The organism is Rhodococcus sp. 27YEA15, assembly GCF_049739425.1.
GTDB lineage: Bacteria > Actinomycetota > Actinomycetes > Mycobacteriales > Mycobacteriaceae > Rhodococcus_F.
In genome coordinates this window covers 3,298,631-3,319,945 of record NZ_JBMHHW010000001.1, presented here as the reverse complement: position 1 = coordinate 3,319,945, position 21,315 = coordinate 3,298,631, and the positions used below count along the sequence as shown (strand labels likewise).

Sequence of the window (21,315 nt, the reverse complement as noted above, 5' to 3'; positions counted from 1 at the left end):
AAAGGCGCACAGCAGTTTTATTTTTTGCGCCGATTCGGCAGGATCACCAGGAGGAGCCCGGCCAGGACGGCGGCTCCGACGAAGAGCCAGCGGAATTGGATGTCTGTGCCGGGGTCCAGGAAGAACGGTCCGATCAGCGCCCACAGGCTCACCGCCAGTGCGATGAATCCGACGAGGAGCAGTAGGGCGGACGGACCCTGGGGTTTGCGGTCTTCCCGGGTACCGGTGTGTTCGTCGTTGTCGCTCATTTCTGTCTCACCTGCAGACTTGCGAATGTTGCTCTGGCATTGACGGTCAGGGTCGGCGCGTCGGGTCCGGCCTGAGATCCGCGATGCACTCCGGTATCGAGGCAACCGGATCCGTCACCCATCATCACGGTGCATTCGTTCCGTACGTTCACCGTCGGGGGGACCAGCACCGTGAACTCGCCGAATGAGGCTGCGACGTCGATGGTCTTGTTCTCGGTGAACGTGACGCCGGTCAGGTCGAGGGTGAAACTGCCGAACCCGCCGGAGTACGACGGTTGGATCGCGGATACTGTTGCCGGAGTCCAGATTTGTTCACCCGAGGCGTCGAAGCTGAGCGGGTGGACGGCCGATGCGATCAGGACGAAAGTGGTGAGCGGAGCGGTGACGACGAGCAGTCCGTAGCCCTTGCGGAAAAACGCGCCCAAGAGCAGGCCGAGTGCGATGACGGCGAGCCCGACGGCGGCGACACGGCCGGGCGTGAACCAGTCGACGCCGGTCGCTGCTCCGACGGCACCGGTGATCGATGCGGCGATGATCGCGACTCCCAGGATGGTCGGAGTCCACCGTGATCGACGCTTGCGCGTCGGAACAGGCTGGGGCGCAGGTGCATTGGCGGTTTTCAGGTCGGGAAGGTCCCAGGCGAAGGGTGCCACGCCGAGCGGGTCCCAGGACGGCGGGCTGATGGTGGGTTCGCCGAATGCTTCGGTTGTGGTGGACTCGTTGCGGTGCTTCGAGAGGTCGACGGCCGGAGACGACTGCGGGTTCGGCGCCTGGGGTCGGTTCGGGTCGGGGACGTAGCTGTCCGGGAGGGTCGTGTACGGCGTGTACGCGGGTGGTTGATTGGGAGAGAAGTATCCGGGGGTGAAGGGTCCGGGTGTGAAGCCGGTGCCCGGATACGACGCCCCGCCCACGTACTGGGGGGTGTTGTGTGGAAGTGTCGGCGGCACCGGGGTGCGTTGGTAGAGCAGCCAGAGTCCGCCGATCATGACTATCGCACCGATGAGGCCGGAGCCGCCGAGGCCGGCCCCCACCGGACCGATGGTGGTTGCCGCGATGGCCAGTGCCACTACCAACACGATGGTCTTGGTACTGGACTGGGAGCTGTGGCCGCGCCCCATCAGCGACTGGGCCGGGGAGGCGCCGTCCCCGGATTTGGTCAACACCAACCAGCCGGCGAGATAGAAGAGAATGCCGGAGCCGCCGAAGATGGTCGAGACGACGAAGGCGACGCGGATCAGAACGGGATCGACGCCGTAGCGATGTCCGATTCCGGCGCATACCCCGGCGACGTGTCCTTGTGCCGGTAGTCGCACGGGGCGGGTCCGCCACAGATCCTGGATCTGTTCTTGGAAAGTCGGAGTGCTCATGGCATCCATGGTGGCGGTCGTGGTGGGGTTGGCACATCAGGGCTGGACCCTGATTTTTTCCGTAGGGGGTGCTGCAGTTCAGGGCTGAGCCCTGATGTGTGGACGAGGTGTTCGTGTCAGTATCGAGTATGCGCAAGTTGTGGGATTGGTGAACGGGGTGCCCGTCAATACGGCGCCGACGAAGAACGGAGTCGCCGTTCCCGGCGGTGTCGCGCTGCGCACACTGGAGCGTCGGTCCGGTGGCCGCATCGTGGGTGGTGTGGCTGGCGGTATCGCCGATCATCTCGGCGTCGACGCCCTCAAGGTTCGGGTGGCCTTTGCGATTTTCGCGGCGATGGTGGGCTCCGGAATCGTGGCGTACGGACTGTTGTGGATCTTCGTCTCCGCCGGCTCGGACACCGAGAAGGCGAGTGCAGCGGAGCGTCAGCGAGCATACGGGCTTGTCGCGTTGGGACTGGGCGGCGCCGTTGCGCTGTCGTGGTTGTTCAGTGGCACAGCAGGTTCGGTGATCGGTCCGTTCTTCGTCGTCGCGGTGGGTGCGGCGCTGGTGTGGCGGGAATTCGATTCCGACGGTCCGCGCACCGTCATCGGTTTACCGCAACGGCCCACTGTTCTGACGTGGGCGCGGGTGGTGGGCGGCGCCACGCTGATAATTCTCGGGCTGGCTGTGGTGGTGCTCGCACAGGTGGATCTCGACGCGTTGCGCTCGTCGTTGCTGGCCGTCGTCGTGACGTTGATCGGTGCGGGTTTGTTGACCGTGCCGCTGTGGTTGCGCATGTGGCGCGCGCTCGGGGCCGAGCGAGCTGCCCGTATCCGCAACGACGAACGCGAGGAGATCGCATCGCACCTGCACGATTCGGTGTTGCAGACGTTGGCCCTGATTCAGAAGCAAGCCGACAATCCCCAAGAAGTTGCCCGGTTGGCCCGTGGGCAGGAACGCGAGCTGCGTCGATGGCTGTTCAGTGGTGGTGAGAGCGACCACACGAGCTTGACCGAGGGGTTGACGATCATCGCCGGTGAAGTGGAGGACCAGCACGGTGTGACGGTGCGCCCGGTGACGGTGGGAGACGTGCAACTAGAAGGTGAGGGCGTGGAGAACGGGATGCCCAAGGAAGCGTTCACCGCCCTGTTGGGAGCGACCCGTGAGGCTCTCGTCAACTCTGCCAAGCACTCCGGTGAGAAGGAGATCAATCTGTTCGCCGAGGTGGAGCGTGATCAGGTCAGTGTGTTCGTCCGTGACCGCGGTGTCGGTTTCGACGTCGACGCGGTTCCGGAGGATCGGCAAGGCCTCGCCAAATCGATTCGGGGTCGGATCGAACGGCGCGGCGGGCGAGTGGTGATCCGCTCGACCGTAGGCAAGGGTACCGAGGTTCGGGTGCACATGCCGCTCGGCGGTAAGAGCACGAGTTCCTCGGACGACGACGACGCTGATTTAGAGTGGGAACAGCCAGCCGATCGTGCCGACGACCATGAGGAACAGCCCCAGTGACTTCACCTGCAGCACCCCCTTTTCGTGTTTTTCTCGTCGACGATCACGGTGTGTTCCGTTCCGGGGTGCGTGCCGAGCTTTCCCGCGAACCTGACATGGAGGTCGTCGGGGAAGCCGGCACGGTCGCCGAAGCGATAGCTGGAATCAACACCACCACACCGCACGTGGTCCTGCTGGACGTTCACATGCCCGACGGTGGTGGAGTGGCTGTGCTGCGCGGTATCGATTCCGGGCCGGTGTGCCTGGCACTGAGCGTCTCCGATGCTGCCGAGGATGTGATCGCGGTGATCCGGGCAGGAGCGAGGGGCTACGTCACCAAGACGATTTCGGGTTCCGAGCTCGCCGAAGGGGTGCGACGCGTTGCCGGTGGTGATGCGGTGTTCGGTCCGCGCCTGGCCGGATTCGTTCTCGACTCGTTCACCGGCCGATCCACGGCACCGGAACCGCAGCTCGATCCGGAACTCGATTCGCTGACCCCACGTGAGCTGGAAGTTCTCCGTTTGTTGGCGCGGGGGTATACGTACCGGGAGATCGCCGAAGACTTGGTGATCTCGGTGAAGACCGTCGAAACACATGCGTCGAACGTGCTGCGCAAGACGCAGCAGTCCAACCGCAACGCACTGACACGGTGGGCGCATCGCCGTCAGATCGACTGAGACCCGGCTCTGGTCTGTGCCCGAGGGGAGGCGCACCATGTCGGTATGAGTGAACCTCTGCAACTGGCGTCACGTCGAGGCCGCTGGGTTGTGACCGCCACTGTTCTCGGCTCGTCGCTGGCGCTGCTGGACAGCACTGTCGTCAACATCGCATTGCCGCACATCGGCGAAGATCTCGGTGCGGGGGTGTCGGGTCTGCAGTGGACGCTCAGCGGGTACACCTTGGCATTGGCGTCGTTGATCCTGCTCGGTGGTGCTCTCGGGGATCGTCTGGGCCGACGTCGGATGTTCGTCTGGGGAACCGTGTGGTTCGCGGTCGCGTCGCTGTTGTGTGGGATCGCACCCGACGTGACATTTCTCGTGGTGGCTCGCATCCTGCAGGGAATCGGTGCGGCGATGCTGACACCGGGCAGTCTGGCGATCATCTCGTCGTCGCTGCGGGAGGAGGATCGGGGTGCGGCGATCGGACTCTGGTCCGGGCTCGGTGGAATCGCCGGTGCGGTCGGCCCGTTTCTCGGCGGTTGGCTGGTGGAGGCGGTCGGGTGGCGTTCGGTCTTCCTGATGAACCTGCCGTTGGCTGCGCTGGTGGTGTGGGCGTCGGTGCGTCATGTTCCGGAGAGCCGTGATCCACATCCGCCCGAACATCTCGACGTGCTCGGATCTGCTTGCGCCGTAGCCGGACTCGGAGCCTTGACTTACGGACTCATCGAAACCGACGTGGTGGCCGCGGTGATCGGACTGGTGCTGCTGGTGCTGTTCGTGCTCGTGGAGCGGCGCTCGCCCAACGCGCTGGTACCGCCGAAGCTGTTCACGTCCACGCTGTTCGTGGCCGCCAATCTGGTGACGTTCGCGGTGTACGCGGCCCTGGGCGGAGTGTTCTTCCTACTGGTACTGCAGCTGCAACTGGTCGCCGGGTACTCGCCGGTGGCAGCGGGAGCCGCGACCGTCCCCATCACCGTCGCGCTGCTGCTCCTCTCGTCCCGCGCCGGCCGGTACGCCCAGAATCACGGGCCGCGCCTGCCGATGACGGCGGGCCCGGCACTGGCGGCGGTGGGTCTGCTGCTGATGACGCGGATCGGAGCGGACGCGTCGTATCTGCTCGACGTGTTGCCGGGTGTCGTGGTGTTCGGTCTCGGTTTGTCGGTGATGGTGGCGCCGCTGACGGCGGCAGTGCTCAGCTCTGTTCCGGTGGAGCAGAGCGGGATCGCGTCGGGCGTCAACAATGCGGTGGCTCGGACGAGTCAGCTGTTGGCGGTAGCTGCCCTGCCCGCCCTGGTGGGTATTCAGGGCGACGGTCTGACCGACCCGACCGGTTTTTCCGAAGGATTCCGCAGTGCGATGTTCATCTGTGTCGGTTTACTCGTTCTCGGCGCTGTCATCGCGGCGGTGATGGTCAAGGTTCCGGCATCGCCTGCGGCAGACGATTCGGTGGTGGGCAAGCCGCATTGCGGGATGAACGGGCCCGCGGTACAACCGAATCCACAGGATCATTCGGAGGGTAGCGGTACTGCCGGACGTAATTGACGTGCCTTGCCGGGTTGGGGCTGTTATCGTCGATGGAACGACACGGTTTTCGAGAGACAGGTACGGGACAACGGACATGGTGGGAGAGCTCGACGTCTGCGGGTAGTCCCCGGCGTTGACGTAGTTGCATTCCATCCGTTCATCTGCGGTGTTGCGGTGATGCGCCCGCACCAGGTCTCGAGGTCGTTGCCATGTCCGATGCTTGCGTCGTTTGTTCTGCTCTGTCCTTTTCCTGGCCGGACGACACTCCGGTTTTCGACAATCTGTCTTTCACGGTTCCGGCCGGGCGGACCGGCCTGGTGGCACCGAACGGTGCTGGTAAAAGCACCCTTCTCCGGGTGATCGCCGGTGATCTGCGCGCAACGGGCGGCAGCGTCTCGGTGGACGGACTTCTCGGGTATCTCCCGCAGAATCTGCCATTGACCGGTGATCTGACTGTGGCCGAGGTGCTGGGTATCGCGCCGATCCTCACCGCACTTGCCGCCGTCGAATCGGGAGACACCGATGCGAAGCACTTCACCGTCATCGGTACCGACTGGGATGTCGAGGAACGCACTCGGGCGCAGCTGGGTCGGCTCGGGCTCGGAGATCTGATGCTCACTCGTCGCTTGCACACCCTCAGCGGTGGGCAGATCGTCTCGCTCGGGTTGGCCGCGCAACTCTTGCGAAACCCGGACGTTCTGCTGCTCGACGAGCCCACCAACAATCTTGATCTCGATGCGCGCCGTGCACTGTACGACGTCCTCGACGGCTGGCGTGGTGCTCTGCTGCTGGTCAGTCACGACCGTGCACTGCTCGACCGGATGGATCGGATTGCCGAACTCGATGGGGGCGAAATCCGCTTTTACGGAGGAGGTTTCACCTACTATGAAGAGTCGGTTCGATCGGCTCGCGAGATAGCGCACAAGAACATCCGCAACGCCGAGCAGGACGTCAAACGTGAAAAACGCGAGATGCAGCAGGCCCGCGAGCGGGCTGCCCGACGATCGAGCAATGCCTCGAAGAACCTCGCCGACGCCGGACTGCCCAAGATCATCGCCGGGATGCGGGCACGCAACGCTCAGGAGTCGGCGGGCAGGGCGAACGAGATGCACGGCAGTCGCGTCGATGCGGCGAAATCTCGCCTCGACGCAGCCGAGCGCTCGTTGCGCGACGATCAGACGATCTCGCTGGAACTGCCCGGCACGGCTGTTCCGACCGGCCGCACCGTGTTCGCCTGCGAAGGGCTGAACGTGACGCTGGATGGACAGGAACTGTTCTGCGGCACAGGTATCGACCTCGCGGTGCGCGGTCCCGAGCGGATAGCGCTCACCGGACCGAACGGGGCAGGCAAGTCCACGTTGCTGCGTGTGATCGGTGGTGATCTGGCGCCGTCCAGCGGAATGATCACCCGGGCCGACGGCCGGATCGCCTACCTGTCTCAGCGACTCGATCTGCTCGACGCCGACCGCACCGTCGCCGAGAACATGGCAGACTTCGCACCGGACATGCTTCCTGCAGACCGAATGAATCTGTTGGCTCGCTTCCTGTTCCGAGGATCCCGCGCGCACCTCCCGGTAGGCGCGCTGTCCGGCGGAGAGCTGCTACGCGCAAGTTTGGCATGCATTCTGTTCGCCGAGCCCGCTCCACAACTTCTACTGCTGGACGAGCCGACCAACAACCTCGACCTTCTCGGTGTCGCCCAGTTGGTCAGCGCTCTCGACGCGTATCAAGGCGCTTTTGTGATGGTCAGTCACGACGAGCGTTTCCTGACGGACATGAAGATCGAGCGGTGGTTACGGATCTCGGACGGAAATCTCCGGGAGACAACCGAACCAGAGTGATGTCGGAGGTCAGCTGGTCGGGGTGCCACCGATGAAGTCGTCCCAGCGGCTGCGCACCGGGTCCCAGCGTGTGTCGAAGGTCTCGGCGCGGTGTTCTGCTCGCTTCTTCTTGTCCGGCGTGTAGAACCACCGCGCCCACGGCGACGTAGGGCGGGCAAGGCGTACTGCGGCTACCCAGGTCACCGGACTGGCGAAGAATCCGATGACGGCCGTGGGGTACTTGCCCTTGAGCGCGGTGGTGGCGACCAGGACGAGGTGGAACAGGAGGGCGGTGACGACGCCACCACGCACCAACTGCTCGGTGTCGCCGAGACCGGGGACGTCGACCGGCGAAACGCCCACTGCCGCGAGCCCCACGCAGGCCGCCGCGAGGGTCACGACGTTCACTGACAGTTGTCCTTCCCGGGACCAGTAGACGTCCTCGAGATGAAAGATCATCGCGAACTCGTCGAGGACCAGCGAGGCGCCGATCCCCACCAGCACCGCTGCGACGTAATCCCACGGCGTGCGTCCTACGGAACCGACAGCGGTGAAAGCGCCCACCACCAGAAGAATGATGCCGGGTGTCGAATGGTGGAGGTGTACCCCGCCGTTGCTCATGTTGTGAAACGGACCTCGGCCTGCGCGGATCATCCGGGTGATGGAGCGGGTGATCACGAATGTGATCACGAATGCGACGAAGCTCAGCAGCAGCGGTCCCTTCCCTGCGTCGATCACGTCGATTCGCCACCAGTCGTGAAACCATTGCATCGCCCGCCCCTTTCGGTGGTTGTTCGTCTACTCGAGGAATTCCGTCCTCGGATTCAGCGGATTCCAGGTGGCCGCATACGGACTCGGCGCATTGCCGTGCCGGGGCCGATCAGGATCGTCGGCTGTCAGATCTCTTGGGATTGCCAACGCCGTTCGTAGCTCGTCCGTGGATCCTCGGTCTGCGCCGGTGGTCGGCGGTCGGCGAGAAAGCCGACCGCCATTCCCGCTCCGATGCCCAGGGCTGAGATGCCGAGGGCTAGAGCCGGATTCAGTGTCGCGAATCGAGCGTCGGCGAGGTTTCGCTGGGCTGCTGTCACCGCGGTGAGGAGTCCGCCGACGGTCAGACTCAGCGACACCGCCAGTCCGGTACACAACCGTCGAGCATTGAGCACGGCAGTCGTCGATGCCAGGACGCCGATCGCCGCGGGAATCACGGCGGCGGCAAGGAAGGTCGAGTAGAACGCGGTCACCGAGGTGGTGCCGATTACTCCCTCGGAACCCCATTGAGTGGCAAGAGGGTCAGGCAGTGATTCGGCCCAGGACAAGCTCACGCACCACAGGAAGACATAGGCCGTGAGTGGTAGTGCCAGTGCCAGAGCTCTCGTGCGCTGCATGAGAGGACCTTAGCCTGGCAGTAGCGCGCGGCGGCTCACCGCGCGCTCGCACATCGTGGTCACCACTGTCAGGGCGGCCAGTGCCGCGCCGATCCACGCCACGACGGTCAGGCCTGCACCGGCATCGAAGGCGGCCCCGGCCAGCAGGGGCACGGCGGCGATCCCGAGTTGGATGGCCGAAACGGTGCTCGCTCCGGCCAGGGTCGGGGCGTCCGCTGCGATGGTGAAGACGCGGCCGTAGATCGCCGGGTTGAGGACGAATCCCGACACGCCCAGAGCGAAGACGAGGATCACTGCGGCAACGACATCGGCGGCTAGCAGTGCCAACAGTGCCGAGCTGACGAGGATTCCCAGAGCGCCGAGAACGAGTACCCGAGTCGGTCGACGGTCGGCGGTACGTCCGCCGATGCTCAATCCGACGAACGCGCCCACGCCGAACAGTGCCAGGATCGCGGGGATCCATCCGATGGATATTCCGGTGACGTCGTGCAGGAGTGCTGCCAGGTAATTGAAGGAGACCATGTAGGCGGCGGTGCTCAGTACCGCTGTCACGTAGACGATCCACAGTGCCGGACGCTTCATGGCGCGCAGTTCCCTTGCCGGAGTGGAGTAGTCGTTCGTGGTGGATTCGGGGAGGACTGTCGCCGTTGCGACGGCACCGGCAATCGTGCACGCCACGACAGCCCAGAATCCGCCCCGCCAGCCGATGGCGTGGCTGAGCACGGCACCTGCCGGCCCGCCGATCACAATGGCGAAGCTCAGTCCGCTGACGACGACGGACGCGGCGCGGGCGGTACGTTCAGGACTGACGAGTCCGACGGCGGTGACCGTCGCGACGGCCCAGAAGCCGGCGTATGCGAGACCGCACACGAAGCGGGTGATCAGCAGAACCGGATAGGTGTCGACGATCAGTCCGAGTGCGAGCGAGATCGCGAACAGAACTTGAGCGGCGACGAGGGTGGCACGTCTGGGCCAGCGAAGAGTGACGACGGCGAGCGGCGGCGCGCCGAGGAAGACGCCGACCGCGAAAGCGGAGATCAAGCCGCCGGCTGCGGCGAGTGAGATACCGAGGTCGTCGGCCACTGCCGGGAGTACACCCGCAGTCAGGAATTCGGCGCTGCCCATCGCGAAGAGACTGAAGGCGAGCAGGTAGACCCCGGTGGGTAGCCGTGTGGATGTAGTGGTGTTCATGGATGCAGAATCGCAACAGTCATGCCAAAATTGGAAACCAATTCCCAGAAACCGCAAACCGCTGTGGAGGTAGGTATGAACGTCGATCGCACCGAGGAAGTCCTCGCCGGAGTCGGGGAGCGACTGCGGCATCTGCGCCAGAAACGTGATCTGACCTTGAACGAAGTCGCCGAGGAAACCGGAATGTCCACGAGCACTCTGTCGCGGCTCGAGTCCGGGCAGCGGCGAGCCGGCCTCGAATTGCTGCTACCGCTCTCGGCGCTCTACCGGGTGCCCCTCGACGATCTGGTCGCAGCGCCGCAGGTCGGTGATCCCCGGATATTTCCCAAACCGCGCCGACGAGGCGATGTGATCGTGGTGCCGTTGACCCACCTGCCCGGGCCGCAGCAGGCATTCAAGATCGTCATTCCGGCCACTCGATCCGTTCCGGCGCCGACGACGCATCAGGGATACGAGTGGCTGTACGTACTTTCCGGGACGCTTCGGCTCGTCGTCGGTGATCGGGACGACACGCTCACGGCTGGTCAGGCTGCCGAGTTCGACACCAAGCGCCCGCACTGGTTCGGCAGCACCGGAGACGGGGTGGTCGAGATCATCAGCTTGCTCGGTCATCAGGGCGAGAAGATCCATCTCACTGCCCAGTGATCTACGGATCGTCAGATGCTCACGTCTTGATCGTGTTCGGGCACCAACGGAATTGCGACGGCTGGGAAGGCGGCGACGACGGCAAAGGCAATCGGATATCCGACTGCGCCGATCAATGCGCCCACCACCGGTCCTACCGCTGATGCTGCGATGAACTGTCCGGTGTTCTGTGCGCCCAACGCTTTTCCCTGCCATTGCGGGCCGGAGGCTTCGGCGACGGAGGTGAATGCCAGGCCGTTGTCCGCGACGCTGACGGTGGTCGCGATGACGAGGGCCAGCGCTGGTATGCCCCAGGGGGCACTGTCGGCGAATGCCATCGCCAGCATGACCACGGCGGCTGATGCCGAGACCAGTCGCAGTGGGCCGACCCGGCTCCCGACCCGGTCGCTCCACACTCCCACGACGATGCGGCCCAATGCACCGATGAACTGGGACAGTCCGATCAGCAATCCGGCAAGGGTGGCGCTGAGGTGTTGTTCGTTGATCAGCCACACCAGTCCGAAAGTGGACAGGGTGAACTGGGGAAATACCAAAAGTGCAGAGCTCAGGTGTATGCGCCACAGGAAGGAGTCGGCGCGGTAGGGATTGGTCGGTGTCAACGCCGTCGCCGCCGTCGCCGCCGGCGCGTTCGTGCGAGGTGGGTTGACCAGTGCGGCCACGGCGACGAGCGCCAGAATGCCGTTGAGTGCGAGGGAAAAAGCTACTGCGGAGGAGATCCCGGCGCTCGATGCCAGGTGCGGGACCGTCAGTGACGCGATGGTGACGCCAAGAGGCTGCGACATCTGACGGATGCCCATGGCGAGTCCGCGTCGATCCTTGGGAAACCAGCCGATCACGACGCGTCCGCTCGCGGCATTGGTGCTCGCGGCAGCCATGCCGCCGAGCAGAAAGGCGACTCCGAGCAGGGCGTAGTCGTTCGTGAGCATAGCTGCCACTGCGGCGATCGCCGTCAAGGCCAGCCCGCTCGAGATCACCCACTTCTCACCGAACCGGTCGGCCGCGGCGCCCCAGGCGACGAGCGTCAGCACCATTCCGAAAGTCGGTGCAGCAGCCAGTGTTCCGGCCTGGGAGAGGGACAGTCCGTGCTCGGAGTGCAGTAGCGGGATCAAGAAGGCGGGGGTGCTGACGAAGACGGTGCCTGCGGCCTGCGCTGCGACTCCGATCGCAAGCATGACCCATGCCCGTGGTGGAACCGGGGTTCGAGTGCGCGCTCCGTTCGTCATTGTTGCAAGAATACTCGGGGTGTTTCATCTGGTGGTATTTAAATCTCATATTATGAGACATGGACGTGGGCGTCGGTGCACCCCACGGTGCAGGAGATGATCGGATGTGACGTTTACATCCGACTCGGGTGCGATGACGGCCATGCCGAGCGTCAGCATGGAAGCCGGACGGTGAATACGGTGACGGAGCCGGTGCTGTCCACCTCGATGGTGCCGCCGTGCAGATGCACGTTCTCCATTGCCAAGGAGAGACCGAGCCCGCTGCCGTCGCTGCGTCCGCGCGCGGTATCGGTTTTGAAGAAACGGTAGAAGACGGACTGTCGGTGCTCGGGAGCTATCCCGGGGCCGTGGTCGAGCACGCGGATCACCGTGCTCCCCGGTTCGCCGAACAGTTCGACCGAACGGGGAGGTGCGCCGTGGCGCAGCGCATTGCCCACCAGGTTGGCGATCACCACGTCGATGCGGCGAGCATCTATTTCGACCTTCAGCGAATCGGGTGCGATCAACGCAACCGTCTCGGACCAGCCGCGCGTTGCCAGCGTGTGTCTGGTCGCCTCGACCAGATCGGTGTCGTCGAGCACCAAGCGAGCCTGCGCCGAATCGTGGCGCGACATTTCGATCAGATCCTCTACCAGGCGAGTGAGCTTCGCGATTTCGTGGCTCGCGATACGCGCAGCAGTGGCGCTGTCCGGAGGAAGGTTCGGTACCTCCTCGCGCAGGATTTCACTGACGGGTACCAGCGCAGCCAGAGGAGTGCGTAGCTCGTGCGAGACGTCGGCGACGAACCGGCGGGACTGTTCCTCGGACCTTTCCAGATCGGTGATGACGTTTGCGGTGCGTGCCACCATCGTGTTGAAAGTACTGGTTACCCGGGCCAGCTCGGCGACGCCGTGTTCGGGGAGTCGAACGCTCAGGTCACCGTCGGCGGCGCGGGCGGCTGCATCGTCGAGCCGGCGCAGCGGTCGTACCAGAGAGGTGGCGATCCAGAAACCGAGCAAGCCACTGGCCAGTACTCCCACCGCGAGTGTGAGCACCACGACCCGTACGAGTTGGTCGAGCTTGTCCTGGACGCCGAGCAGTGGTCTGACCGTGACGGCTTCGACTGTCGTGATCCCGCCTCTGGCGCCGTTGCCGAAGGTGGTGTCGAAGAGGGTGACCGGATATCCCAACAGAATTCGTTCCGAATCGAGTCTTTCGAAGCTGACTACTTCTGCTGTACCGATTTCGTCGAGGAACGCCTCGGAAATCGTGTGCGGATCGATCGATCCGACCTGAAGAACGTCGTTGCCGGCCATGAGGGTGATGTCCTCGGAGAAGATGTGGTCGGCGTTCACTGATGCAAGACTTGCTATTTGGAATCCTTTGACCGTTGTCATCTCGTCGTGGAACTTGGCAGTGGCCAGGTCTTGGGCGTTGATGTACACCCATGACCGTGCCAAGAGTGAGACTGCGCCGCCGATAGTGCCTGCAACGATCACCACGATGGTGATGAACACCAAAATCAGACGTGTCCGCAAGCCGTCCACACGAAACCCCGGCAGTTTCATGGTTTCCTGTCCGTCGACCGAGGCGCGAAGCGGTAGCCGAACCCTCTGACGGTTTCGATGACCGTCGGCTCGGTTGGGTCGTCCTCGATTTTGGCGCGTAGGCGTTGCACTGCCGCGTCGACGATGCGGGAATCGCCGAGATACTCCTGGTCCCATGCAGCCGAGAGCAACTGTGTTCGGCTCAGGACTCGCCCGGGGTTCTCCGCGAGTGTCAGGAGTAGTCGAATTTCTGTGGGCGTCAGCGTCAGGAGAGTGCCCGCCTTTCGTACTTGCAAGGCGGCGCGATCCACTTCGAGTGTGCCGAAAGTCTTTGATGACAGTGTACTTTCAGTGTGCCGCTCGGTATCGTTCGAGCGGCGGATCACGGCTTTGATTCGAGCGTCGAGGACTCTGGGGCTTGCCGGTTTGACCACGTAGTCGTCGGCCCCGGATTCCAGTCCGGCCACAGTGTCGATGTCATCGGATCGCGCGGTCAACATGATGATGGGAATAGTGCTGCTGCGACGGATCCGGCGACATATTTCGTAGCCGTCGGCGCCGGGCAGTCCGAGATCGAGGAGGACGAGTGCCACTCCGTCCAGTGCGGAATCGAGATCTCCGTTGCCGTCGGCCAGATGAGTGACGTGGTGGCCGAGACGGCTCAAGCCCAACGAGACGGCCTCCGCCACGGATGAATCATCTTCGACGAAAAGGATGTTCACCATTGCCGGTACCTTCTATGGTTGGAGGAGCTGGATCGGTACTGTCGACGCTCAGGTTACCGGCATCGTGAGTCGTTCGTCGTCGGGATTCGGCGGTACCGAGCGTCGAGTATTCATGTGCCGAGTATTCATGTCGGAAGGCGAAAACGCCGACGCCGCAAGCGCGAAGCACGCCACGAGCGTCAATGCCCCGATCACCTCGCTCGGCCGGTGCCATTTCAAGGCGATCACCGGGATGGAGGTTCCGATGACGATCAGTGATCCGAACATCGCGACAGCTGTCCGCCACCGACCAGGTGCCGCGAGCCACAACGCGGTAGCCAGAGCGGCGACGGCCGTGGCCGTGCCACTGGGAAACGAGTTGTGCACCAACACTCCGCCGAAGGCGGGGCGGTCCAGCATGTTCTTCAGTACCCACGCCGAGACGACAGGGCCCGGCGTCGGACGCGATGTCGATCATCAACTGCTGGTCGTGGTCTTGACCGCGTGCCGCGTTGACCGCAATGACGAATTCCGCGACACCGACGATCAGAAGGAGAAGCGCTCCGATGATTTCGAGTGAACGGTTGGCTTCCACGTCACCGATCCCCGCGTCCGGCGGATGCGTCCGGTAAGAGCGGCGGGCATTCGCCGCCCGGCGTCGTCGCCAATTCGAAGTGCCACATCTCGTTGGCGTACGTCTGGCACAGGCCGTAGTCGCTGCCATGGCGGGTCATCCAGTTGGCGGCGTCGGTGGGGCCGATGTCCACCGCGTCTCCGCTGACGTGCTTGGACAGGCTCGGCGGCTGGACCCATTTGGCGGCGATGTCGCTGCTCCCGTACTTCGCGACCGCGTCGTCGAGGAGCCGTTGCTGAAATCCTGCCGACCGCCACCCCGAGGTGACGCGTACCGTGACGCCTGCGTTTCTCGCGTCCTCGGCAGCGGATCGAACTGCTGCCAACAGGAATGGATCGAGGCGTGCGAGCGCGGGAAGCGTAATGCGATCGATGCTGACCGAGTCGTCGATCTCCCCGGCCTGGGGCCCGGAATTCGATTCGTCGACGGGCTCGGACCGGATGGTGGGCAGTGCGTTCTCGACAGTCGAACACGCGGTCAGGATGAGTACTCCGACCAGTGCCGCGCCTGCGAATGTACGGTAGATATTCATGCTCTCGAGCATGGACAGCGGGTGTCACGGCCAGGTCGTCATGGTTTCTTGCCGCTGTCACGGTTTGGAACAGTTCTGTAACAGCGCCCGCGCGAGGGCGTCGGCGTACTCGACTGCGGGGAACATGGCCGGATGTAGCCGATGGACACCGCTTCGGTGTTATGACGCCGGGGGATTGTTCAGAAGCGGGCGGCGGCCTCGGCAGCTGCTGCATGTGCCCACCGCGCCGGTTCGGCCAGCGCGGCCTCGGTGGAGCCGGCGAGATCGACCAGTGCCACGCCGATATCCGGTGGTGAGGCAGCGAGCTGACCGGCCACGACGACGGTTCGGGTGGTCGTGTTCGCGGATTTTCCCAACACCGAGCCGACCAGTTTCCCGGTCAACGAGGTCCGATCGAATCGGCCCTCTCCGGTGACGATGACGTCGGCGGTACCGAATTCGCGGTTCAGTCCGGTGAGTTCGGCTATCCGGTCTGCGCCGGGGACGAGTTGTCCACCCCAGGTTGCCAATCCGAATCCGGTACCCCCGGCTGCGCCCGCACCTGGTCGATCCGGATCTATCCGGGCGGTCTCGCCGAGTGTGGTCGCGAAGTGTTCGAGAGCGTGGTCGAGTTCAGCGCACATGCCTTCGTCTGCGCCCTTTTGAGGTCCGAATATGTAAGCGGCACCGTCTTTTCCGTAGAGAACGGCAGTGGTATCCGTCAGCAACTGCACCCCGCCTGCGGGTACGGCCCGAAGATTCTCGATATCGACGCTGGCAAGGTTCGAGAGCGCGAGACCGCCGTCGTCGACGGAGTTACCGTCTCGGTCGAGTAAGCGCGCCCCGAGAGCGCGGAGAGCGCCGCTGCCGCCGTCCGTGGACGCGGAACCGCCGAGTCCGATGATCAGCGCCGTCGCACCGGCATCGAGCGCGGCGGAGATCACTTGCCCCAGGCCGGTGGTGGACGCATTCCCCGCATCCAGTTCGGCCATGAGGGGAAGCCCGCTCATCTGCGCGATCTCGACGACGGCCGTACCGTCCGGCAGGGACAACCAGCGCCCCGTTCGCGGGCTTCCGTCGGGGCCGCTGACCGCCGGAATCGAATGCCAGGCTGCGCCGTCGTGGCAGGACGCTATCGCGTCGAGAGTTCCCTCGCCGCCGTCGGCCTGGGGCAGGAGCACCAGCTCGTCTGCTGGTCGGACGGAGGCCCAACCGGCAGCGAGCACGCGAGCAAGCTCGGCGGCATCGATCGAACCTTTGAACGAGTCGGGCGCGAAAACCACTCGCATGTGGGCACTCTCCATCTCATCGTGATGACAGGCGAATCGTGAATGGCAGGTGAGTCGTGATAGGTAGGCGCCGTCGTGGTCAGATGCTCAGTACGAGCACGATCACGATGACGACGGCGAGGATGATGATCGCGACCATACCGGTCATGGCCAGGGGAGCCCAGGCGAGAACTTTGTCGCGGGTGCTGATTTCGCGGGAATTGTCGTAGGGCAGTCGCGGCGGCCAGGTGAACACGTCCATCGGGCTCGGTACGTTTCCGAGTGGTGTGTTCTGTTGCACGGCGGGTAGTCCGGTGACAGTGGAACCGACGAGTCGATTACGGCGGTGTGGGTCGGGGAGTTGGGTGGTGCGGTGCGCCCACGCCGGAACCTTGCCTTCGGACGAGTAGACGGGGGCGTCCATGAGATGTTCGATCGAGCCGTTACCGGTGGCGACGGCGGCGAGGGAGTCGCGTGCCTGCGCCATGGTCGGGCGTCGTGCGGGGTCGGGCTCGAGTAGGTGTAGAAGTACATCGGTGAGCGGACCGGCTTTGGTGGGGCGGTAGATCTCGGCTTTGGCTACTCGGTGAAGCAGCACGATGGGGTCCGAGTCGACGCCGAAGGGCGGCTGACCTTCGATCACCGTGTACAGCGTCGACCCGAGAGAGAAGACGTCGCTTGCCTCGGAAGGGTCGTCGCCACGAGCCACTTCCGGCGCGAAGTAGGCGGGGGTGCCGGTGATGACTTCGTCCTGACCGTCCGACCCGTCGGTCTTTGCGCGGGCGATGCCGAAGTCGCTGATCTTGACGATGCCGAGCGATTTGCCACGATCGGCGATCAGGATGTTGCCCGGCTTGATGTCGCGGTGCACGATGCCCGCGGTGTGTGCTTCGGTGAGCGCTGCGGCGATCTGGGCGCCGATCTGGGCCACTTCGAGCGGTGGCAGAGCGTCGGTGAGGTTCAGGGCCTGCGCCAAGCTGCGGGAGGGGAAGTATTCCATCACGAGCCAGGGCTCACCGGCTTCGATGGCGACGTCGTACATCCCGACGGAGTGCGGGTGAGAGAGCTTCGCGGCGTTGCGACCTTCGCGCATGGTGCGAGCGCGAACCTCTTGGGCGGTTTCGTTGTCCAGGCCGGCTGTCGTGGTGACTTGTTTCACTGCAACGTCGCGACTCAGGAGGGTGTCGCGCGCCAGCCATACGGCGCCCATGCCGCCGCCGCCGATCTTGGAGCGGAGTCGGTATCGCCCCGCCAGCAGATATTCGGGTCCGATGCCCCTACCGGTGTGCTCCTGAGCTGTCACGGGTCAAGGTTAATGGATGTTGCCGATGTGACGATCGAGACTGGTGTGAACCGGACATCCGGCGCAGCTTGACGCGCCGGAAAGGACGGGCTTTACTGGCAACAATTCGAAAATACGTTCGAATCAAGTTGCATGTCCCCGGTACGCCAGACCCGTCTTCCCCGTGGTTGCCGGCTGACCGTGACAGGGGGCACGAGATTTCCGGGCACCCGGAGAATGTGGAGATCCAGGTGGCGGAGTTGGCGGGATCGGCTGGGATGGGAGTCTCTCGCCAGGACCGGCTCGCACAATTACGGCGGCAGATGGCGGCGGTTCCGTCCCGAGGCGATCAGGTCTCGACCGAAGCGCCGTTCACCGCTGCGCCTGAAGGGCGTGCTCGAGATCGTGCGAACCGAGCCGGTGTGCTTCCGGTCCCCGCGGGTATTGCGGAGCTGTTGCCTCAGGGGGGTTTGGTGCGGGGGACGGTGGCCTCGGTGGATGGCGCGTCGTCGTTGCTGCTCGGTCTCCTGGCGTCGGTGACGGCGTCGGGCGGTCACGTTGCGGTGGTCGGATTACCGCGACTGGGTTTACTGGCGGCCCATGAGATGGGTGCGCAGTTGGAACGACTGGCTCTGGTACCGACGCCTGGACCGGACCCGGTGGAGATCGCTGCGGTATTGCTCGACGGTATGGATCTGGTGATCTTGGGATTGGCGGGGGCATCGGTGTCGCCGTCGCGAGCCAGGGCGGTGGTGGCGCGCGCTAGGAGCAAAGGCTCGACTCTTGTTGTCACTGACGGATATTGGGTTGGTGCGGAAGTTCGTCTGGATGCCAGGGTGGACGGATACGGCGGGTTCGGGAAGGGTCGGGAACTCGGTCGTGGACGGCTCTGTTCCGTCGAACTCGCGGTTCGTGCCCGGGGCCGTTCGTTTCAGTCGCGCACCTCGAGATTGAGTATCTGCTCTGCGGGCGGTGGAGTGGCCTGGGCGCCCTCGGCGGAGCCGATTGACGGGGTGACGGCGGAGCCGATCGGCGGGGTGACGGCGGAGCCGATTGGCGGGGTGACGGCAGAGCCGATCGGCGGCGCAGTGCATACCGGGCAGGTGGTGTCGCTGTGAGCCGAGTTCTGGCGCTGTGGTGCCCCGACTGGCCTGCGGTGGCCGCGGCAGCGTTGGCGGATCTTCCGGCCACGCATCCGGTTGCCGTCACCTCGGGTAATCGAGTGATCGCCTGCTCGGCCACTGCCAGGGCCGCCGGTGTTCGGCGTGGGCTGCGACGACGAGAGTCACAAGCTCGGTGTCCGGAACTGTATGTGGTGGTGGCAGATCCGGAACGTGATGCGCGATTGTTCGAACCGGTTGCCGCAGCTGTCGATGCGGCGGCGCCGGGGGTGGAGGTGCTGCGGCCCGGATTGCTGGTGCTCGGCGCGCGCGGTGTCGGCCGGTACTTCGGTTCAGAGGAAGCGGCCGCGGAACGGCTGGTCGACGAGGTCTCCGCAGTCGGTGTCGAATGCCAGATAGGGGTGGCGGATCAGTTGTCCACAGCTGTCGTTGCTGCACGTCGAGGTGTATTGGTGCCACCTGGTGGCAGCGCGCGGTTCCTGTCTTTGCTACCGATGGCGGAGTTGGCGGCCGAGCCCAGCCTGTCGGCTCCACGCCGGGGTGAACTGGTGGATCTGTTGCACCGCCTGGGGATTCGTACCATCGGAGCGTTCGCGGAACTACCCGTCGTCGACGTGGCATCGAGGTTCGGTAACGACGCGGTGCTCGCTCACCGGGCCGCTCGTGGTGAACCGGAGCGGCCACCGTCGGCACGGTCGCTGCCGCCGGATCTGGAAGTGGAGCAGCACTACGATCCGGCGATCGAGCGAGTGGATGCGGCCGCGTTCGCCGGCCGCGCTCTGGCGGGGCTTTTGCACGAGCGATTGTCGGGGTCGGCAGTGGCTTGTACGAGGTTGACGATTTCGGCGCACACGGGCAACGGTGAGAATCTGTCCCGGACGTGGCGCTGCGCCGAGCCGCTCACCTCCGAGGGAACGGCCGATCGAGTGCGATGGCAACTCGACGGCTGGCTCACCGGGCGCAGTGAGGCCAGGCCGACCGCGGGAATAGCGGTGCTCCGGCTCGAACCGGTGGAAGTGATCAGTGCCGGAGCGCTGCAGTTGGGTTTGTGGGGCGGAGTCGGGGACGGGGAGGAACGGGCCAGGCGGGCATTGATCCGAGTGCAGGGCCTGCTGGGCGGTGAGGCGGTTCAGGTGGGGGTCCTCGGGGGTGGCCGCGGCCCGGCGGAACGTGTGACGCTGTTGCCTTTCGGGGACGAGCGGGTTGCTGCTCACGATCTCACGGCTCCGTGGCCGGGGCAGGTGCCCGCCCCGTCGCCCGGGGCGATCTTCGTCGACAACCCGCGGGTACGGCTGGGGGACGCAGCTGGGAATGCTGTGTATGTCACCGAGCGGGGGGTGTTCAGTTCATCGCCCGCTCGGCTCGGGTGGGGGAGTAAGGAGTGGGCGGTCCAGGGGTGGGCCGGCCCGTGGGTCGTTGACGAGCGGTGGTGGGATCCGTCGGCAGCGCGTGCGGCGGCTCGGGCACAGATTCTGTTGGTGGAGTCGAGAGCGCTGCTGGTGATATTCGAAGACGAGTATTGGTCGGTGGAGGGTGTGTACGAATAACGGTCAGGTGGCGTCGAGTGCGCGGTGTCGTCGGGTCAGCTGATCGGAAACGAGGGCACATACGAGTGCGACTGCTGCCGAGGCGAACACGGCCTCGACTCGGCCGATGCCGAGTTCGACGGGCGAGTGGTCCGAGCCGGTGGTGAGCAGAACGGCCGGGGTGAGGAATGTGACGAACAGTGCGTAGTTCCCGGCGCGGAGATAGGCGACGCACAGCAGTGTGGCGATGACGGCGGCGAGGACGGGCAGCGGTGCGGGCGTCAAAGCGACGACGGTCGCGCAGAGTGCGCCTGCGATGGTGCCGAGTATGCGATTGCGGGCACGGCTGAAGCGGTTGTCGAACCCGACCGAGAGGATGGTGCAGAACGACAGTAGTGCCCAGCTGACGAAATCGAAGTCGATCAACTCGGCACCGACTACGACGATCACCGATCCGGCGGCAAGTGTGAGGCCGTAATGCATCCGGTCTCGGACCGAGGCTCGAGGTAGTGGTTCGGCATTCTGGGCCGGTAGGAGCCAGGCCAGAAGTAGTATGAAGCCTGCTCCGATCACTGAACCTGCTACGACAGGCCACATTTGGGCGCCGGTTGCGCCGATTCCGGCGAAGACGACGAAGTTGACCGGGGAACGCGTCATCGAGGCGACTTCACCGATTCGGAACATCCCTTGCACCAGGCATACGAGGACGAGCCCACCGAGTACGGCCCACGTTCCCAGTGGCCCGACGAGGAAGCCGGTGACCGCGACGATCACGGCAAAGGCTCCGGCGGCCAGGCGTAGTTGTGCCTGCAACGCCCGGGCCGGTGACAGCAGGAACATGATGGCGAGATAGCCGGCTTGTGCTGTGTGGGGTCCGATCAGCAGGTAGCTGCCACCCAATACCAGTGCGGCAGAGCCGACCAGCGCAACGGCGTACTTGATGTTCTGCCAGGACAGCGCGAATGTGAACCGCTGTGTGGATGCGGGCACGGAGCCCCCTTTGCTGGTCGCCGAATTGTCTAGTGTCTTAATTGTCTGATTAATATCGTGCACTGACACTACCGACTGTCCGGGAGGAAGTGCTGGAATCCGACATCGAGCATCTCGCCGGCCTGTACCGGGATCTACATACGCATCCCGAGCCCAGTTTCGCCGAGACTCGAACGGCAGGGATTGTCGCAGAGCGCCTTCGAGCGCTCGGGCTCGATGTTGC

At 64.5% G+C, this 21,315-nt stretch carries 21 protein-coding genes; 8 read left to right on the top strand and 13 right to left on the bottom strand.

Annotated elements, in window-relative coordinates; all coding sequences use genetic code 11:
* Positions 1–17 precede the first annotated feature (17 nt).
* Positions 18–248: a hypothetical protein gene (locus ABH922_RS15760; protein ID WP_424807813.1), complete on the bottom strand. Its 231-nt coding sequence runs from the start codon at positions 246–248 to the stop codon at positions 18–20.
* The gene (locus tag ABH922_RS15755) at positions 245–1,615 is read right to left on the bottom strand and encodes a PspC domain-containing protein (protein WP_424807812.1); all 1,371 of its coding nucleotides are present in this window, start codon (positions 1,613–1,615) and stop codon (positions 245–247) included. The genes ABH922_RS15760 and ABH922_RS15755 overlap by 4 nt, the downstream gene beginning before the upstream one ends.
* A gap of 94 nt (positions 1,616–1,709) precedes the next feature.
* Here ABH922_RS15755 and ABH922_RS15750 point away from each other — a divergent pair, with 94 nt between their 5' ends.
* The 4 genes from ABH922_RS15750 (at position 1,710) to ABH922_RS15735 (ending at position 7,107) form a co-directional block, all read left to right on the top strand.
* On the top strand, positions 1,710–3,104 hold the full coding sequence (locus ABH922_RS15750) for a PspC domain-containing protein (RefSeq protein WP_424807811.1): 1,395 nt from the start codon (positions 1,710–1,712) through the stop codon (positions 3,102–3,104).
* Positions 3,101–3,760, top strand: a complete 660-nt coding sequence (locus ABH922_RS15745) for a response regulator (protein ID WP_424807810.1) — start codon at positions 3,101–3,103, stop codon at positions 3,758–3,760. Before ABH922_RS15750 ends, ABH922_RS15745 begins: the two co-directional genes overlap by 4 nt.
* Before the next feature lie 45 nt (positions 3,761–3,805).
* Positions 3,806–5,284 (top strand): MFS transporter, encoded by a 1,479-nt coding sequence (locus tag ABH922_RS15740; protein WP_424807809.1) that lies wholly within the window; start codon positions 3,806–3,808, stop codon positions 5,282–5,284.
* A gap of 191 nt (positions 5,285–5,475) precedes the next feature.
* Positions 5,476–7,107, top strand: coding sequence for an ABC-F family ATP-binding cassette domain-containing protein (locus ABH922_RS15735; protein WP_424807808.1), 1,632 nt, complete (start codon positions 5,476–5,478; stop codon positions 7,105–7,107).
* 9 nt (positions 7,108–7,116) lie between these two features.
* Here ABH922_RS15735 and ABH922_RS15730 read toward each other — a convergent pair whose 3' ends face one another.
* From ABH922_RS15730 to ABH922_RS15720, 3 genes are all read right to left on the bottom strand, one after another.
* A complete protein-coding gene (locus ABH922_RS15730) occupies positions 7,117–7,857 on the bottom strand; it encodes a hypothetical protein (protein ID WP_424807807.1) in 741 nt (246 codons plus the stop codon).
* A gap of 125 nt (positions 7,858–7,982) precedes the next feature.
* On the bottom strand, positions 7,983–8,471 hold the full coding sequence (locus tag ABH922_RS15725; protein WP_424807806.1) for a hypothetical protein: 489 nt from the start codon (positions 8,469–8,471) through the stop codon (positions 7,983–7,985).
* Between the two features lie 9 nt (positions 8,472–8,480).
* A complete protein-coding gene (locus tag ABH922_RS15720) occupies positions 8,481–9,662 on the bottom strand; it encodes an MFS transporter (protein WP_424807804.1) in 1,182 nt (393 codons plus the stop codon).
* Positions 9,663–9,737: 75 nt separating this feature from the next.
* Between ABH922_RS15720 and ABH922_RS15715 the strand changes: the two genes are divergently transcribed.
* Complete coding sequence (locus ABH922_RS15715) at positions 9,738–10,307, top strand: helix-turn-helix domain-containing protein (protein WP_424807803.1); 570 nt, start codon at positions 9,738–9,740, stop codon at positions 10,305–10,307.
* A gap of 11 nt (positions 10,308–10,318) precedes the next feature.
* Here the strand turns inward: ABH922_RS15715 and ABH922_RS15710 are convergent, their stop codons facing one another.
* The 4 genes from ABH922_RS15710 to ABH922_RS15695 form a co-directional block, all read right to left on the bottom strand.
* Entirely contained in the window at positions 10,319–11,530 is a 1,212-nt protein-coding gene (locus ABH922_RS15710) for an MFS transporter (protein WP_424807802.1), read from the bottom strand.
* A 152-nt stretch (positions 11,531–11,682) separates the two neighbouring features.
* Entirely contained in the window at positions 11,683–13,077 is a 1,395-nt protein-coding gene (locus ABH922_RS15705) for a sensor histidine kinase (protein ID WP_424807801.1), read from the bottom strand.
* Entirely contained in the window at positions 13,074–13,781 is a 708-nt protein-coding gene (locus tag ABH922_RS15700) for a winged helix-turn-helix domain-containing protein (RefSeq protein WP_424807800.1), read from the bottom strand. The genes ABH922_RS15705 and ABH922_RS15700 overlap by 4 nt, the downstream gene beginning before the upstream one ends.
* A 48-nt stretch (positions 13,782–13,829) precedes the next feature.
* On the bottom strand, positions 13,830–14,180 hold the full coding sequence (locus ABH922_RS15695; RefSeq protein ID WP_424807799.1) for a phosphatase PAP2 family protein: 351 nt from the start codon (positions 14,178–14,180) through the stop codon (positions 13,830–13,832).
* Here ABH922_RS15695 and ABH922_RS15690 point away from each other — a divergent pair.
* On the top strand, positions 14,179–14,340 hold the full coding sequence (locus tag ABH922_RS15690) for a hypothetical protein (RefSeq protein ID WP_424807798.1): 162 nt from the start codon (positions 14,179–14,181) through the stop codon (positions 14,338–14,340). The two genes, ABH922_RS15695 and ABH922_RS15690, sit on opposite strands and share 2 nt — an antisense overlap.
* Before the next feature lie 16 nt (positions 14,341–14,356).
* Here ABH922_RS15690 and ABH922_RS15685 read toward each other — a convergent pair whose 3' ends face one another.
* From ABH922_RS15685 to ABH922_RS15675, 3 genes are all read right to left on the bottom strand, one after another.
* Complete coding sequence (locus tag ABH922_RS15685) at positions 14,357–14,926, bottom strand: M15 family metallopeptidase (RefSeq protein ID WP_424807797.1); 570 nt, start codon at positions 14,924–14,926, stop codon at positions 14,357–14,359.
* Between the two features lie 179 nt (positions 14,927–15,105).
* A complete protein-coding gene (locus ABH922_RS15680; RefSeq protein WP_424807796.1) occupies positions 15,106–16,194 on the bottom strand; it encodes a glycerate kinase in 1,089 nt (362 codons plus the stop codon).
* A 79-nt stretch (positions 16,195–16,273) separates the two neighbouring features.
* Entirely contained in the window at positions 16,274–17,476 is a 1,203-nt protein-coding gene (locus tag ABH922_RS15675; RefSeq protein ID WP_424807795.1) for a serine/threonine-protein kinase, read from the bottom strand.
* A gap of 239 nt (positions 17,477–17,715) precedes the next feature.
* On the opposite strand from ABH922_RS15675, the gene ABH922_RS15670 reads away from it, so the two are divergent.
* Together ABH922_RS15670 and ABH922_RS15665 are read left to right on the top strand one after the other, a co-directional pair.
* Positions 17,716–18,573, top strand: coding sequence for a hypothetical protein (locus ABH922_RS15670; RefSeq protein ID WP_424809691.1), 858 nt, complete (start codon positions 17,716–17,718; stop codon positions 18,571–18,573).
* Positions 18,570–20,123, top strand: a complete 1,554-nt coding sequence (locus ABH922_RS15665; RefSeq protein WP_424807794.1) for a DNA polymerase Y family protein — start codon at positions 18,570–18,572, stop codon at positions 20,121–20,123. The genes ABH922_RS15670 and ABH922_RS15665 overlap by 4 nt, the downstream gene beginning before the upstream one ends.
* Positions 20,124–20,126: 3 nt before the next feature.
* Here the strand turns inward: ABH922_RS15665 and ABH922_RS15660 are convergent, their stop codons facing one another.
* Positions 20,127–21,092 (bottom strand): FUSC family protein, encoded by a 966-nt coding sequence (locus ABH922_RS15660; RefSeq protein WP_424807793.1) that lies wholly within the window; start codon positions 21,090–21,092, stop codon positions 20,127–20,129.
* Positions 21,093–21,315: the final 223 nt, after the last annotated feature.